The 14494-nt window shown below is 70.7% G+C and carries 14 protein-coding genes; 4 read left to right on the top strand and 10 right to left on the bottom strand.

All coding sequences use genetic code 11. The features are described 5' to 3' along the window. Positions 1–504: 504 nt before the first annotated feature. Positions 505–1686, top strand: coding sequence for an LCP family protein (locus OP04_RS43635; protein ID WP_063746879.1), 1182 nt, complete (start codon positions 505–507; stop codon positions 1684–1686). Here the strand turns inward: OP04_RS43635 and OP04_RS43630 are convergent. The 5 genes from OP04_RS43630 to OP04_RS43610 all read right to left on the bottom strand — a co-directional run bounded on the left by OP04_RS43630 (position 1631) and on the right by OP04_RS43610 (position 7303). After that, the gene (locus tag OP04_RS43630) at positions 1631–2626 is read right to left on the bottom strand and encodes a DUF418 domain-containing protein (RefSeq protein ID WP_033345910.1); all 996 of its coding nucleotides are present in this window, start codon (positions 2624–2626) and stop codon (positions 1631–1633) included. The genes OP04_RS43635 and OP04_RS43630 overlap by 56 nt on opposite strands. A gap of 774 nt (positions 2627–3400) precedes the next feature. After that, complete coding sequence (locus tag OP04_RS43625; protein WP_269746742.1) at positions 3401–4054, bottom strand: response regulator; 654 nt, start codon at positions 4052–4054, stop codon at positions 3401–3403. Then, the gene (locus OP04_RS43620) at positions 4051–5409 is read right to left on the bottom strand and encodes a sensor histidine kinase (protein WP_051799972.1); all 1359 of its coding nucleotides are present in this window, start codon (positions 5407–5409) and stop codon (positions 4051–4053) included. Before OP04_RS43620 ends, OP04_RS43625 begins: the two co-directional genes overlap by 4 nt. A gap of 64 nt (positions 5410–5473) precedes the next feature. After that, complete coding sequence (locus tag OP04_RS43615) at positions 5474–6286, bottom strand: cyclase family protein (protein ID WP_033345909.1); 813 nt, start codon at positions 6284–6286, stop codon at positions 5474–5476. A gap of 60 nt (positions 6287–6346) precedes the next feature. After that, entirely contained in the window at positions 6347–7303 is a 957-nt protein-coding gene (locus tag OP04_RS43610) for an oxidoreductase (protein ID WP_033345908.1), read from the bottom strand. A 103-nt stretch (positions 7304–7406) separates the two neighbouring features. On the opposite strand from OP04_RS43610, the gene OP04_RS43605 reads away from it, so the two are divergent. After that, the gene (locus tag OP04_RS43605) at positions 7407–8279 is read left to right on the top strand and encodes a helix-turn-helix domain-containing protein (RefSeq protein ID WP_051799971.1); all 873 of its coding nucleotides are present in this window, start codon (positions 7407–7409) and stop codon (positions 8277–8279) included. Here OP04_RS43605 and OP04_RS43600 read toward each other — a convergent pair. Genes OP04_RS43600 through OP04_RS48845 form a run of 3 tightly spaced genes read right to left on the bottom strand, consistent with a single transcriptional unit; the run spans position 8224 to position 9821 of the window. After that, complete coding sequence (locus OP04_RS43600; RefSeq protein WP_033345907.1) at positions 8224–8943, bottom strand: ABC transporter permease; 720 nt, start codon at positions 8941–8943, stop codon at positions 8224–8226. The genes OP04_RS43605 and OP04_RS43600 overlap by 56 nt on opposite strands. 12 nt (positions 8944–8955) lie before the next feature. Beyond that, positions 8956–9162, bottom strand: coding sequence for a hypothetical protein (locus OP04_RS55090; protein WP_198154205.1), 207 nt, complete (start codon positions 9160–9162; stop codon positions 8956–8958). Beyond that, complete coding sequence (locus OP04_RS48845) at positions 9159–9821, bottom strand: ABC transporter ATP-binding protein (RefSeq protein ID WP_198154203.1); 663 nt, start codon at positions 9819–9821, stop codon at positions 9159–9161. The genes OP04_RS55090 and OP04_RS48845 overlap by 4 nt, the downstream gene beginning before the upstream one ends. A gap of 110 nt (positions 9822–9931) precedes the next feature. On the opposite strand from OP04_RS48845, the gene OP04_RS43590 reads away from it, so the two are divergent. Then, a complete protein-coding gene (locus OP04_RS43590) occupies positions 9932–11119 on the top strand; it encodes a sensor histidine kinase (protein ID WP_063746878.1) in 1188 nt (395 codons plus the stop codon). Continuing rightward, the gene (locus OP04_RS43585; RefSeq protein ID WP_033345906.1) at positions 11116–11718 is read left to right on the top strand and encodes a response regulator transcription factor; all 603 of its coding nucleotides are present in this window, start codon (positions 11116–11118) and stop codon (positions 11716–11718) included. Before OP04_RS43590 ends, OP04_RS43585 begins: the two co-directional genes overlap by 4 nt. Positions 11719–11763: 45 nt before the next feature. On the opposite strand, the gene OP04_RS43580 is transcribed toward OP04_RS43585, so the two are convergent. Both OP04_RS43580 and OP04_RS54150 read right to left on the bottom strand, forming a co-directional pair. After that, a complete protein-coding gene (locus OP04_RS43580; RefSeq protein ID WP_033345905.1) occupies positions 11764–13656 on the bottom strand; it encodes a zinc metalloprotease in 1893 nt (630 codons plus the stop codon). A 101-nt stretch (positions 13657–13757) separates the two neighbouring features. Further along, positions 13758–14390: a hypothetical protein gene (locus OP04_RS54150; RefSeq protein ID WP_051799970.1), complete on the bottom strand. Its 633-nt coding sequence runs from the start codon at positions 14388–14390 to the stop codon at positions 13758–13760. Positions 14391–14494: the final 104 nt, after the last annotated feature.

The following is a 14494-nucleotide window of genomic DNA, read 5'->3' as shown; positions in this document are numbered from 1 at the left end:
CCTCTAGCCAGGCTCCTATAAAGTCACCACCCGCCCACACCGGCACGTGCACCCCACGGGCCCCGTGCCGGCACAGCCGACAGATCGCTCAAAGACCCGCAGTCAGCCAGCGGACGAGTCAAACCCACCGGCACGGGACCCACCACCAATACTTACTGCCAGCGGAGTCTTCGGCTCGCCGGAGGTTGGCCCGCGGGAGCGGCGCTGCTGGACCACGCTGGAAGCGGGAAAATCATGATCGTGGGGTCTGGGGCTCGGGCCCCAGGGAAGCAGAGCGCCAGCGGGAGCAAACGGGCTGGACCACGCTGGAAGCGGGAATATTTGTTTTACGAAATTCGCCGTGAATCGGGGACTTTGCCGAATGAATCGACAAATGCGGCAACGGCCGGTGTGAGCTGCGTCGCATTGGACGTCCTCGTAGGCTCCTGGCGGCTTCTACAACTGTCTAGAGGGAAACACCAGTACACGTCGGCCTGAACGTGCCGGCAGAGGAGAGGTATCGCGGTGGCGAGCGAGCGTCGTAGGTTCCCGATCTGGGCGCGCATCGTCCTCGTGGTTGCCGTGGTGCTGGTGGTGGCGAGCGGGGGCGTGGTGATCGGCGCACATGTGCTGGTCAGCAAGGCAACGAATTCGATCACGCAGACCACGCTGCTCGAGGGCGAGGCCAGCGCGGCCGAGGGGCCGCAGGGCAACAACATCGAGGGCGCGGTCAACCTGCTGCTGGTCGGCATCGACGCGCGCGGCGACGGTGGCGGGAGCGACGGCGATTCGGTCCGGTCGGACACGATCATCGTCCTGCACATCCCGGAGTCGCACGATCAGGCCTACCTGATCTCGCTGCCGCGTGACTGGCTGGTCGACATCCCGGCCTACGAGAAGAACGGTTTCCCGGGGATCAGCGACAAGATCAACACCGCCTTCTCCGCAGGGTACGAGGGTGAGGGCACCCACCTGGAGAAGCTCGGCCGGGGCATGGACCTGCTGTCCACCACGATCAACAAGGCGACCGGCATCAAGTTCAACGGTGCCGCGATCATCGACTTCGAGGGCTTCTCCAGCGTCATCCACGCGCTCGGCGGCGTGGACATGTGCGTCGACCAGGAGGCCGAGTCCGCGCACCTGGGCGTGGACAAGGACGGCAAGCTGGTGCAGGGGTGGTACTCCGAGTGGGGCGGCATCCAGCTCCAGCCCGGCGTCACTCCGTTCGTGCACAAGACCGGGTGCCGGAAGATGACCTCCACCGAGGCGCTGGACTACGCACGCATCCGCAAGAGCCTGCCGAACGGCGACTACGACCGCCAGCGCCACCAGCAGCAGCTGATCAAGGCGATCGTCACGCAGGCGACGTCCACCGGCGTGCTGACCGACCTCGGCAAGCTGAACAAGGTGGTCGAGTCCGCGGGCGACGCGTTCATCCTGGACACCCGCGGCACCCCGATCATCGACTACCTCTTCACGTTCCGGAACGTGACCTCGAACGACCTGACACTGATCAAGACGAACTCCGGCGTGGTCAACACGCGCATCATCAACAACACCTCGTTCGAGGACCTGAGCCCGCTGTCGCTGGAGATGCTGAAGGCCGCCCAGGAGGGCACACTCGGCACGTTCCTCACCGCCCACCCGGAGTTCATCGCGCCGTCGGCCGGGGATCCGCCGGCTTCTCCGACTCCCTCCGCGGGATAGACCACCAGGTCACGGCCCGCCACAGCCATTCGGCCGGGCCGTAACGGTGTCGGGCCAGCCAGTAGCGGCTCGCCACCGCCTGCACGACCAGGATCGCAAGCGCGAGCAACGCCATCCGGCCGTAATGCGCGGAGCCGGTCAGCCCGATCAGCGGCCCGGCCACGGCCGCGATCAGTGTGGCACTCAGGTAGTTGGTGAGCGCCATCCGGCCCAGCGGTGCCAGCACCCGCTGCGCTCCGGCGCCGGGCCTGGTACGCAGGAAGAGCAGCAGCGCCGTGCCGTAGGCGATCGCGCCGATCAGACCGGCGGTCGTGGCCGCGACGTCGTCGGCCGGCATCCTGTACTGCCAGACCGTCGCCGCCACCGCGCCGAGCGTGGAGACGCCGCACAGGATCGCGAGCTGCGCACGGCGCTGCGCGAGCGTGTCGATCACGCCGTAGCGGACCGCGGCCAGCCCGATCAGGAACAGCCCCGGGATGAGCAGCACCCCGCCGCCGACCATCACCCCGCCGGCCAGCGCCAGCCCCGCGAGCACGAGCACGATCGGCCGGGGCAGCCAGGAGGCGGGCAGAAGAACGACGATCCCGATGACGGCGTACGGGAGCAGCGCTTCTCCGGGATGCAACACCACGTGCGCGAGCCCGACCAGCGCGAGCGCGGCCAATCGACGAAGCAGGATGAGACGCGGGTATGCGGTGCGGTTTGCGGCGGAGTCGAGAAACAACGCGAAACTCACGCCGAACAGGAAACTGAAGATCGGGAAGAAACGGCCGTGCACGGTCAGCTCCAGCAGCCTGGCGCCGGGCGAGCCGTATTCCATGTGCACGGTGATGATCTGCCACGGAATGTTGACCAGGAGAATGCCGCAGAGCGCGAAGCCCCGCAGCGCATCGAGCGCATCGACCCTGGTTCGGGGGCCACGGACTCGGACGCGGGCCACGGACTCGGACGCGGGCCACGGACTCGGACGCGGGCCACGGACTCGGACGCGGGCCACGGACTCGGGCGCGGGCCACGGACTCGGGCGCGGGCCACGGACTCGGGCGCGGGCGCTGCCGCGCCCGATATTTCGTGTTATTGAGCTTTCGGCGTCGAGGTCCGGACCCGTCGCGATCAAGCGGGCACTTCGTGCCCGAAATTTCGTGAAATAGCAGCCCGAGGGGTCACGGCGTCCTCACCCTGACGCCGAAGGCTCAGTATTGGTTGCGTTGGGTGGTCCGGTGGCGGTTTGCCTCCGGCGGGAGCGCCCCGGTTCCAAAGCACTGTCAGCTGCGCTGGGCCCGGATCCGTGGGTGGCTGGGTTTCGCACGGCCTGGCTGCCACCTCTGTGGGTGCTTGCGCATAAAAGACAAAACACCCGCGTGACAGGCGGCCAGAAAGGCGATTCAAGATCCTTGCATACACCACGGTTGTTATTCGGGCCGAATAACAACCGTGGTGTATGCAAGGATCTTGGGCCAGCCTGACGCCCGTCGCCGGGTGGGTGTTTGCCCTTTGCTGCACCGCTGCTCTGGTGGCCGTATTGCCTGCGGATCACGGCGGATCGAATGGACGCTGCGCGCCCGAAATTTCGGTAGATAGTGGGGTGCGGAAGTCGACCGCGGTCTCACCTGGTGTGCTGGCGCCCAGCTGCGGGTCAACTGCCTGGCGGTCCGCGAAACGACGGGTGGAACGGATGGACTCGTGCCTGTCGCCGGTCGGGCGCCGAGCGGGATCACGGATGGTGGTCGGCGAGGCCTGAGCGCCAGGCCCAGGAGGCGACCTCGACGCGGTTGCGGACGCCGAGTTTGGCCTGGGCCGCGGCGAGGTGGGTGCGGACCGTGGTGACGGCGACGAAGAGGTCGGCGGCGATCTCGTGGTTGGTGCGGCCCTGGGCGACCGCGCGGACCACCTCGCGCTCCCGGTCGGTGAGGTCGGCGGTGGCGGGCGCGGGCCGGGACTGACGGAAGTGCTGGAGCAGGCGGACCGTGATCTGGGGCGCGATCAGCGCGTCGCCGCGGACGGCCGCGTGCACGGCTTCGATCAGCAGGCCGGCGCCGCAGTCCTTCAGCAGGAAGCCGGACGCGCCGTTGCGCAGCGCGGCGTCAACGTACTCGTCCACGTCGAACATGGTGATCACGACGACCGGGATCGGGTCGGCGACGTCCGGGCCGGCCAGCAGGCGGGTGACCTCGATGCCGTCGAGGCCGGGCATGCGCACGTCGAGTACGCACACGTCGGGGCGCAGGCGGCGGGCGTCGGCGAGCGCGGTACGGCCGTCCGCGGCCTCGGCCACGACGGTGATGTCCGGCTGCGCCTCGAGGATCATCCGGAAACCGGCCCGGATCAGCTCCTGGTCGTCGGCGAGCAGGACCCGCAGCGCGGTCACCGGGCCTCGTCGGCGGGGACGCGGTACGCGGGCGTCCCAGGCTCGCGGGTGGCCACGGCGCGGGGCGTGGGCGTACCGCGCGACGATCCGCCGGGTGTGCCGTCGACGGGCGCGTCGGCGGCGACATCCACGCCGCTGTCGGACACCCGGCGCGGGGAGGAGCCTGGCGCTCCGGGATCACGACGCACGGGTGCGTTGCGCGACGGGCCGCCGGGCAGGGCGTCGAGGGGCAGATCGGCGGTGACCTCCCAGCCGCCGGCGGGGGTCCGGCCGGCGGAGAGGGTGCCGCCGAGCAGGGCGACGCGCTCGCGCATGCCGACCAGGCCGTAGCCGCCGCCGTAGGTCTTCGGGACGCCGCCGGGCCGGCCGTCGTCCCGTACCCTTATCGCGATTTTTCCGTTTTTGTTGCTTATCGTTACGGCGATCTCTCGCGCACCGGACGCGTGGCGGCGCGCATTCGTCACCGACTCCTGCGTCACGCGCAGCACGGACGTCGCGATCTCCGGCGGCACCGGGGTGGGCAGGTCGAGCGTCAGTGTGACCGGAGTCCCCGGCGACGCGGCCAGCTGGTGCAACGCTGCCGTCAGGTCGTCGGCGGGGGCGAGCGCCGACGGCCCCGCCTCGTCATCACGGAGCGTGGCGACCATCCGGCGCATCGAGGCGAGCGCGTCCGTGCCGGCGCGTTCGATGACCGGCAGCACCCGGGCCGCGGCCCCGCTGTCCGCCGAGGCCACGGCCTGGGCCGCCTGCGCCTGCACCACCACGCCGCCGATGTGGTGCGCGACCACGTCGTGCAGTTCGCGGGCCAGGTCGATCCGCTCACGGCGCTGCGCCGCCAGCACGGCCTCCTCGGTACGGTGGCGTCGCTCCTGGTCGCGGCCACGCAGGTACCAGCCGCCCATGATCGAGGCCAGCAGCAGGACCGCGACCGTCGGCAGCATCTCGCTGACCGGCGCGTCCGCCCCGGTGGTCGGCCGGAGCAGTCCGGCGGTCCCGATCGCGGCGACCTGCACCACGACCAGGCGCGCGGTCCCGCCCGGCGGCAGCTGACGGACCACGGCCACGTTGATCGCCATCAGTGCGGCGATCTCGCTGGACAGCAGCGGCAGCCCGGCGATCGTGATCGCGCCGAGCGCCCACAGCAGCACGGACGAGAGCACCACGACCGCGGACGCGGCGAGCGAGGCGGCGCGCGCCCTGGTCGTGGCCGCGAAGGTGAGCGCGGCGAGTGCCAGCGCGCCCGGCACCGCCCACAGCTGCCCGCCGACCGAGATGCCGCGCGCGGTCTCCAGGTCACCGGCGATCAGCACGCCGAGGAGCAGCACCACCGGCCACTGCCCGCGCAACGTCGTCACGCGAGGCAGCCTAAACGCCAAGCGGATCCCGCCGCGCCTCCGGTGATCGCCGGTCAGCGGCCCGTCAAGCCAGCGCGAGCACCCGGGCCGGGCCGCCGGAGCCCTCCTCCCACGGGGTCACGCCGACGACCAGCGTGGCGCCGTGCGGCGGCATCGTGTCCAGGCCGCGCAGGTTCTCCAGGCCGTAGCGGTCCGCGCCGAGCAGCATGAAGTGCACCGGGTAGTCGGCGGACTCGCCCGGGTCGAGGCTGAGCGTGTCGATGCCGAGGCTGCGGATGCGGCGCTTGGTGAGCAGCCACTCGCAGGCGTCCGCGCCGAAGCCGGGGAAGTGCATGACGCCGGCGCCGTCCGGGTTGCGGTAGCGGGGCGCGGAGCCGGCACGCCGGTCCCAGCCGGTGTGCAGCAGTACGGCCGCGCCGGGCGGGATGCGGCCGTGTTCGCGCTCGTGGGCGGCGAGGTCGGCGACGGTGAGCACCGCGTCCGGGTCGTGGGCGGCGCGGCGGGCGATGCTGATCACGGCGGCGGGCAGGACCAGTTCGTCCGGCGTGAGGTCGGTGACGGCGCGGCCGCCCTTGACGAAGTGGTTCGGCGCGTCGACGTGGGTGCCGGTGTGCTCGACGATGCGCCATTCCTGCATGTAGTAGCCGTCGGTCTCGATCGACTTGTAGGGGCCGCGCCGCGCCTCCTCACCGTCCGCGAACGTGGGGAACGTGGTGGTGAACGGGTGCGTCAGGTCCCGGACGGTCCGATGCGGCGCGGCCCGGGCGGGCGCCGGGGCCGCGAGCAGCGCTCCGGCGGCGGCGAGGCCGGCCAGCGCACCCCGGCGGGAGACGACGGGGTGCGCGGCGGCGTGACGCAGGCATTGCTCGGTGCACATGTCGGTGCTCCCTTCACTGAAGGAAGCGGACCACACGCCACTCCGCAACACAAGCATCACTCAGCGTGTCGAACGAGACCGGATGGTGTCCACGCCGGTGAGCTTCGCCGACAGGTCCCACAGCCGGGCCGCCTGCTCCGGGTCGACCGCGTGCGGCATGACGCCGCCGGACTGGAAGTCGAACGTGGTGGTGACCTCCGCGACCTCCACGTCCTCCAGGTAGAGGCCGCCCAGTCCGTCCAGCGCCGGCGAGGTGGACGCCCACACCGCGGTCGCGGCGCCCTGCGACGGGGTCTTGAACGCCCAGCCGGCGGGCGGGGTGCCGTCCTCGTTCAGCCAGCCCATCGCGATCATCTCCTCGACCGGCAGGTGGCGGGCCAGCTGGGACGAGTCGATCACGCCGGGGTGCGCGGCGAACGCCTGGATGCCGAGGCTGTTGAGGTGCACCGCGAACAGTCCGTTCGCGGACTTCGACTGGCCGTAGGCGGCCCATTTGTCGTACCCCTGGAGGAATTGCGGGTCTTCCCACCGGATGCCGCTGTGGTAGTGGCCGTTGGAGCTGAGCGACACGACCCTGGCGCCGTCGCGGAGTGCCGGTGCCAGCCGGTTGACCAGCGTGAAATGCCCGAGGTGGTTGACGGCGAAATGCGATTCCCAGCCCTCGGGGGTACGGGCGAGCGGCGCTGCCATGATCCCGGCCGAGGCGATGATCAGGTCGAGTCGTCGTCCGGTGGCGAGGAACGCGTCCGCGAACGCGGTCACGCTCTCCTGGACGCCGAGGTCGAGCGCGGCGACGGTGACGCGCGGAATGCCGGCCACCGCTTCCTGGGCCGTCGGCAACCGCCGCGCGGGCACGACCACGGCCGCACCGGCTCCGGCCAGCGCCTGCGTGATCGCCAGCCCGACGCCGGAGTAGCCGCCGGTGACGATCGCGGTCCGCCCGGTCAGGTCCAGGCCGGTCAGGACGTCGTCCGTGGTGCTGTGCCGGCCGAAGCCGGAACCGATCTTGTTCTGCATGCCCCCAGCAGACCGTTCCGGGCATCGTGCGCTCCAGAGCCCGCGAAGGGGGTACTGCGAGTGACTCCACCGGTGGCGTCGCACCGACGTACTGTTGCCGACCATGGGAGACGGGCCGCAGGTACGGGCGCAGTTGCGCCGGACGATTCGCGACTTCCTGTCCACACGCCGGGCCGCGGTCACGCCGGAGCAGGCCGGGCTGCCGCCGATCCGCGGTCACCGCCGGGTCAAGGGCCTGCGTCGCGAGGAGGTCGCCGCGCTGGCCGGGATCAGCGTGGAGTACTACATCCGGCTGGAGCGCGGCGACGCGCGCGGCGTGTCCGAGACCGTGCTGGAGAACATCGGCCGTGCGCTGCGGCTGGACGAGCCGGAGCGCGCCCACCTGCGCGCGCTGCTGCAGTCCGCCGGCGGGGTCCGGCCGTGCCGGCTGATCACGGCCGCGCCGGTGCTGCGCCCGCCGGTGCAGCGAATCGTCGACTCGATGACCGGCACGGCCGCGATGGTGATCGACGGGCGGTGGGACCTGGTCGGTGCGAACACGCTGGGCCGCGCGCTGCACCGCCCGGCCCGGTTCGTGTTCCTGGACCCGGCCGCGCGCACCTACTGGCCGGACTGGGACGAGGTCGCGGACGACTACGTCAACGGCCTGCGCGCGGAGTCCGGCCGGAACCCGTGCGACCGCGGGCTGACCGCGCTGGCCGAGGCGCTGTGTGCGGGCAGCGCGGAGTTCCGGGCACGCTGGGAACGGCACGACGTGCACGTGCGGACCAGCGGTGTGCGGCGATTCCACCATCCGCTGGTCGGCGCGCTGGAGCTGCCGTTCGAGAGCACGCCGCTGGCCTCGGACCCCGGCCAGACGCTGATCATGTTCAGCGCCGAGCCGGGGTCGCCGTCCGAGGACGCGATGGTGCTGCTGGAGCTCAGCGGCGGGGCTCCCAGCGGAACATCCGGGTGGCCAGCGCGATCGCGACGATGACCCAGGCGATCGTGGGCGCCAGCAGGATCAGCGACTCGCTCGCCGGCGTGCCGCCGTTCCAGGCCGCGGTGATCAGCTCGGTGGCCGCGCCGCCCGGCAGCAGGCGCTTGAGCAGCGTCAGCTCCTCGGTGCCGGAGATGCCGACCCAGCTGGCGATGCCGATCACGCCGAGCATCACCGGGAGCGTGGTGACCTGCGCGTGCTCCGGCGAGTTCGTCAGGCCGGCCGTGGCCAGCGCCAGGCCGATCATCATGGCGACGCTGGCCAGCACGCCCGCGACCACCAGCGCAACGTGCACCGGCGCGGCCGCGACCACGGCCAGCACGGTGAGGATCGCGCCGACCTGGACCACCGCGATGAGCGTGGCAGGCAGCAGCAGGCCGGCGATGATGCCGATGTCGCCGGCCGCGGTCGAGCGCAGCCGCTTGAGGAACAGGTTCTGCCGGCGCGACGCCAGCGTGGTGACGGTGCTGGCGTACAGGCCGACCGCGGTGATCGTGAACAGCACCACGGCCGCGATGTAGCCGATGCTGCCGAGCTGGGCGAAGACCTCGTGCCGGTAGACGAAGAACGCGCTGATCGCGGCCGGCATGATCATGCTGGTGACCAGGATGAGGCGGTTGCGGAAGATCTGGATGAGTTCGCTGCGTGCGATGGCGAGCATGGCGGGGTCCCCTCAGGACTCGATGGCGCGGAAGACGTCGTCCAGGCGGGTCGGGCCGGCCTCCAGGTCACGCAGCTCGACGCCGTTGTCGTAGGCCCAGCCGAGCAGGTGGTAGAGGTCCTTGGGCAGGTTCGTGGACTCGACCAGCCACCGGTCGCCGTGGCGCCTGGCCGGGATGGGGAGCGCCGGGGCGTACGACGGCAGCGTGAATGTGATCATCGAGGGAGCGTGCGGGTCAGCTCGGCGACCGTTCCCTCGCGGTGGAAGACGCCCTTGTGCATCAGGCCGATCCGGTCCGCGCGCTGCTGCGCCTCCTCCAGGTAGTGCGTGGTGAGCACGATGGTGGAGCCGTTCTCGCGCAGCCGGTCGACCGCGCCCCACAGGTCGTCGCGGGACTGGATGTCCAGGCCGGTGGTCGGCTCGTCCAGGAAGATCAGCTCCGGGCCGCCCCAGATCGCGGTCGCGAAGTCCAGCCGCCGTTTCTCGCCGCCGGAGAGCTGGGCGACCTTCGTGCCGGCCTTGCGGGTCAGCTCGACCACGTCCAGCACGCGGGCGACCGTGTCGTCCCGGCGGGTCAGCCGGCCGATCAGGCGCACCGACTCGGCCACGGTCAGGTCCGGGGAGAAGCCGCTCTCCTGCAGCATGATGCCCATCCGCGGCCGGACCGTGTCCCGGTTCCGCGGGCTCTCGCCGAACACGCGCACGGTGCCGGACGTCGGCTCGCGGTGCCCCTCGATGATCTCCAGCGTGGTGGTCTTGCCGGCGCCGTTCGTGCCGAGCAGCGCGTACAGCTCCCCGGACTCGACGCGGAAGGACAGATCCTTGACGGCGTGGAAGTCGCCGTAGCGGACGTTCAGGTTCTCGACTGCGATGACCATGCCGTAGATTCCAGCCGTTCCCGGCCGGGCCGGGCAGTGCGACGGTGTCACCGGAAAGACATGACGTGGTGTCACTGCCGCAGTGCTCGACCAGCGGAAATACTGGTCCGATGAGAACCCGCCGGACGGACGCGCAGAAGCAGCTGCGCGCGCTGAACCTCTCCACCGGCATCCCGGTGATCATCGCGGCCGGTGCGCTCCAGGTGGCGATGGACGCGTCCAGCTGGTGGCAGACGCTGATCCTGATCGGCAACCTGCTGCTCGCGGTGCTGGCGTTCGAGCGGTGGGCCGCCCACGACCTGACCCGCGTCGCGGTACCCACGATGATCCTCACCGCCGCGGTCTGGCCGCCGGCCGTGCTCGTGCTGGACAGCCCCAGCGGCTACTACGGCTTCGCGATCGTCGCCGCGCACGTGGTGCCGATGCTGCCCCGCCTGCGGATCCCGGCCGCGGCCGCGATGATCGGCTACGTGGGCGGGGTCGGCGCACTGCGGCTGCTGGTCGCGCCGTGGGACGTGTCCGACCTGCTCATCGCCTACATCCTGGTCCCGACCGGCGTCACGCTGGTGATGGCCGGCTTCATGTTCCCGAACAAGGGCTTCTACGACGTGGTCGCGGAGCTGGAGGAGGCGCGCGAGCGCGAGGCGGAGCTGGCCGTGACGCGCGAACGGGTCCGGTTCGCCGGCGACCTGCACGACATCCAGGGCCACACGCTGCACGTGGTCAAGCTGAAGGTCGCGCTCGCCCAGCGGCTGGTCCGGGCCGATCCGGCGCGTGCCGAGGAGGAGCTGCGCGAGATCCACGCGCTGGTCGCGGAGACGATCACGCAGACCAAGGAGCTGGCGTACGCGCAGCGCCGCCTCAACCTGTCCGCCGAACTGGAGAACGCGCGGAACCTGTTCGAGGCGGCCGGCATCCGGGTCGTGGTCGAGCGCGCCGCGGAGCCGGGCACGCAGGTCAGCGAGCTGCTCGGCCAGGTACTGCGCGAGACGACCACGAACATCCTCCGGCACGCGCAGGCGACGGAGGTCCGGATCACGCTGTCCGGGGCGGGCATCACGATCGTCAACGACGGGGCGCGGGCGACCTCGGATCCTGAACTGCGCGGCCTCTCCACGCTGCGGCAACGGCTGGCGGACGAGGACGGTGAGCTGACGGTGGAGCAGCGTGACGGGAGTTTCACGACCGCGGCCGCCTTCCCCGTGATCTCTGCCGATTCGCCGCCTTCCGCTGATGCGCGGGTTTCCGGCAGTGCGCGGGTTTCCGGCGGTGCGCGGGTTTCCGGCGGTGCGCGGTGACGACCGTGGTGCTGGCGGACGACGAGGCGTTGCTGCGCAAGGCGATGGCCGCGCTGCTGCCGATGGAGGGCGACATCGAGGTGCTGGCCGAGGCGGAGGACGGTGACACGGCGGTCCGCGCCACGCTCAAGCACAGCCCCGACGTGCTCGTCATCGACCTGGAGATGCCCGGCACCGACGGCCTCGGCGCCGTCGCCCAGATCCGCCGCGACCGCCCCGGCCAGGTCATCCTGATGCTCACCCGGCACGCCCGTCCCGGCGTGCTGCGCAAGGCGCTGAAGCTCGGCGTCCAGGGTTTCGTCACCAAGTCCGCCGAGCCCGCCCACATCGCCACCGTGATCGCCACCCTGCACAGCGGCCGCCGCTGGATCGACCCGGACGTCTCCGCGCTCGCCGTCATCGACGACTGCCCGCTCACCGACCGCGAGCTGGACGTCCTGCGCGTCACCGGCGAGGGCTACTCCGTGGCCGACATCGCCGCCCGCCTGCATCTGGCCCAGGGCACGGTCCGCAACTACCTCTCCAGCGCCATGCAGAAGACCCAGACCCAGACCCGTCACGAAGCCGCCCGGTACGCCCGCGAGCACGACTGGCTGTAGGAACCCGCCCGGCGGACCCGGACGGATCCACCGGGCGGGCGCTGATCACGGCAGGGAACGCGGGCCCGAGCCCGGCTCCAGCGTGTCGATGAACTCGTGCGGGTCGTCGGCCTTGCCGGAGATGCGGGCCTGCTCGGCCTCGGCGCGCATGGCGGACGCCACCGCGTTCGGGTCGACGCCGGCCTTCTTCGCGGCGCGGACCACCGCGTGGTAGCCCTCCTCCGCGAACGTGTACGCGGCCCGGTACTCGTGGTTCGCGAACGCCTTCTTGGCCAGGCCGAGCGCGAGGTCCGCGGCGTACAGGTCCGCGGTGGCCCTGCGCGCGTCCGGGTCGGCGAGCACGTTCGCGGCCAGCGCGTTCGCGGCCTCGTTGTAGGCCGCGGTCAGGAACCGGTCGCTGTTGTCCCGGTCGAACTGGCTGAAGTCCCAGTTCACGTCGATGTAGCTCATCATCGAGTTGCTCTCGTCGCCGACCCAGGCGAAGTAGAAGTCGCCGCTCGGGCCGATGTCCGTGGCCGACTCGCTGTCCCAGCCGTCGTGCGGGTGCGACATGCCGAGGTGGTGGCCGGCCTCGTGGATCTGCGTGGTGGTCAGGCCGTAGCCGGCCGCCACGATGCCCGGCGACAGGAACGAGAAGACGTAGCTCTGCGTGCCGTCGGCCCAGTTGTCGTCCGCGTAGCCGAGCGGCGTGCCCGCGTTCTCGTCCGTGTAGACGTAGTTGATCAGTGGCAGCTCGTAGTCGACCTTGCCGGCGTCGTCCTTGGTCCGCGCGATGAACTCGTCGTTGTAGAGGAACAGGTTCGCCCCGGACGGCAGCGTCTGGTCCTCGTAGCAGGTCTCGCCGGTCACGAACTGGCCGGTGAAGCAGGCGGTGTTGCGCGCGTCCCAGGCGATGTCCTGGTTGTCGTAGTCGAGCCGGTTGCGCCAGCGCAGCTCGGACAGCTCCTTCACCAGCAGGTCCGGCTTGATGTACTGCGCGGACGCGTCCACGCCGGGCCAGCCCTCGTACGTGTTGCTGTCCACGTTGATGCTCTTCGGCACGCCGGTGGTGGTCGGCAGCTCGACCGGGTAGAGCGGCGACGTGGTCATCAGCAGGTCCAGCGCCACGTACCGGGTGAGTTTGGCCAGGTCACCGGCGAGCGCGGACGGCGCACGGAAACCACCGGCGGTGTACTCCCACGCGGTCGGCATGCGGTAGTCCGGATAGTCGTCGCCGTCCACGTCCAGCTGGTCGACGATGTAGTTGGCCATGTTCGCCTCCGGGCCGGCGGACAGGTCGGCGAACCAGACCCGGCGCGTGCTGCCCAGGCCGGTCTCCTCGTCGTCCGCGGTGGTGCCGCCCCAGGCCATCATCTTGCGGCTGTCCCGGTTCGCCCCGAAGTCGTAGCCGGTGTCCGGGTCGGGCTCGCCCGTCTTGCGGTAGAGGTGGAACTTGAAGTCGGCCCGGCCGTACCAGTTGATCAGGAAGATCGTGTTGCGCCGGGTGTCGACGCCGCGCGGCGGGTTGTACGCGAGGTACTTCTCCACGCTCGGCCCGTCGATGTAGTTGTTCTCCGTGACGTCCAGGACGTTCTTCTCCTGGGCGTTGTAGGCCTCCTGGTACGCGGTCAGCGGCGCCGGCGTGGCCAGGCCGGACAGCTTCTTGAAGAACGCGTCCTCGTAGCCGCGGTCCGCATAGGAGATCTTGTAGTCGTAGGCGTAGGTGATGCCCAGCTTCTCCCGCTCGCCGTACCACTGCCGGGACCGGACCTCCGGCACGTAGGTCTTGGCCAGCCCGCTGGTGAACTGCGCCTGGTTGACCTCCTGCCGGTCGTAACCGAGGAAGACGACGTTGACCGGGACCTTCTCGACGAGCGTCGGCTGGGCCCCGGGCGCGAGGTGCGCGAACCTCGGGGCCGGCGCCGCGGCGCTCGCCGGTGTCGCCGACGCACCGACCATCGCCGCTATGAGCGCTGTGACAAGCGCAGCTTTCCGTGTCATGCGGCTATACGCTTCCACCGCTCCGGCCATCAGTAAATGCCCAGATTCGAATATCTCTGTTAATGAATCGACCGTGATCCGGTCAGGGTCCACCGCGAGGCGAGGATCGCGGCGACGCCGACGACCGCACTGGTCATGCCGAGCGCGAGCGGCTCGGCCATGCCGTCGAAGAGCAGCAGCGGGATCACCACGGGCATCACCATGGCGGCGGCTACGAGCGCGATCCGCACGGCGGACGACCCGATCCGCGCCGGGACCAGCCGCACCAGCAGCACCACCGGGATGACGGCCACCGCCGCGGCGAGCGCGGCGATCACGCCGAACATCGTGCCGTAGAGCACCACGACCAGCACGCCGCCCGGAACGTATCGCACGTCGAAGTCCTCACTGAACAGCGGCCAGGCCTGCGCGATCCCGATCAGCGCCGGCCCCACGGCCGCGCTCACCGTCAGCCACCGGCCGCTCGGCCCCGGCGCGCGCCCGGCGAGCCGCCAGACGATCAGCACCAGCAGGACCGCGGGTGCGCCGATCGCGAGGACCCGCGCAATGGGCACGACGTCCGACGCCGCGAAGAGCAGCGTCAGTCCGACCAGCGCACTCCCACCGATGACGCCGATGCCGAGCATGGTCGCCACCAGCCGCCCCACCAGCGCCGCCGGCCTCGCCCCGCCCAGCGTCCACTGTTCGTCCATGACGTCTCCCCTCTTGTTTGAGCGGTCGCTCAAACATCAGAGTAGACCCATTTAAGCAGTCGCTCAAGGTTTACGTTTGACCGTGCGCCCGCGGATGTGGCAGG

The sequence above is a fragment of the Catenuloplanes japonicus genome (assembly GCF_000717135.1).
Lineage (GTDB): Bacteria > Actinomycetota > Actinomycetes > Mycobacteriales > Micromonosporaceae > Catenuloplanes > Catenuloplanes japonicus.
This window is presented reverse-complemented; position numbering and strand designations above follow the sequence as displayed.

Coding starts and splice junctions, on each gene's coding strand:
- OP04_RS43600 (WP_033345907.1), bottom strand. CDS start 8,943: ATGCTCGCCATCGCACGCAGCGAACTCATCCAGATCTTCCGCAACCGC.
- OP04_RS54150 (WP_051799970.1), bottom strand. CDS start 14,390: ATGGACGAACAGTGGACGCTGGGCGGGGCGAGGCCGGCGGCGCTGGTG.
- OP04_RS48845 (WP_198154203.1), bottom strand. CDS start 9,821: ATGGTCATCGCAGTCGAGAACCTGAACGTCCGCTACGGCGACTTCCAC.
- OP04_RS43610 (WP_033345908.1), bottom strand. CDS start 7,303: ATGCAGAACAAGATCGGTTCCGGCTTCGGCCGGCACAGCACCACGGAC.
- OP04_RS43580 (WP_033345905.1), bottom strand. CDS start 13,656: ATGGTCGGTGCGTCGGCGACACCGGCGAGCGCCGCGGCGCCGGCCCCG.
- OP04_RS43615 (WP_033345909.1), bottom strand. CDS start 6,286: ATGTGCACCGAGCAATGCCTGCGTCACGCCGCCGCGCACCCCGTCGTC.
- OP04_RS55090 (WP_198154205.1), bottom strand. CDS start 9,162: ATGATCACATTCACGCTGCCGTCGTACGCCCCGGCGCTCCCCATCCCG.
- OP04_RS43605 (WP_051799971.1), top strand. CDS start 7,407: ATGGGAGACGGGCCGCAGGTACGGGCGCAGTTGCGCCGGACGATTCGC.
- OP04_RS43590 (WP_063746878.1), top strand. CDS start 9,932: ATGAGAACCCGCCGGACGGACGCGCAGAAGCAGCTGCGCGCGCTGAAC.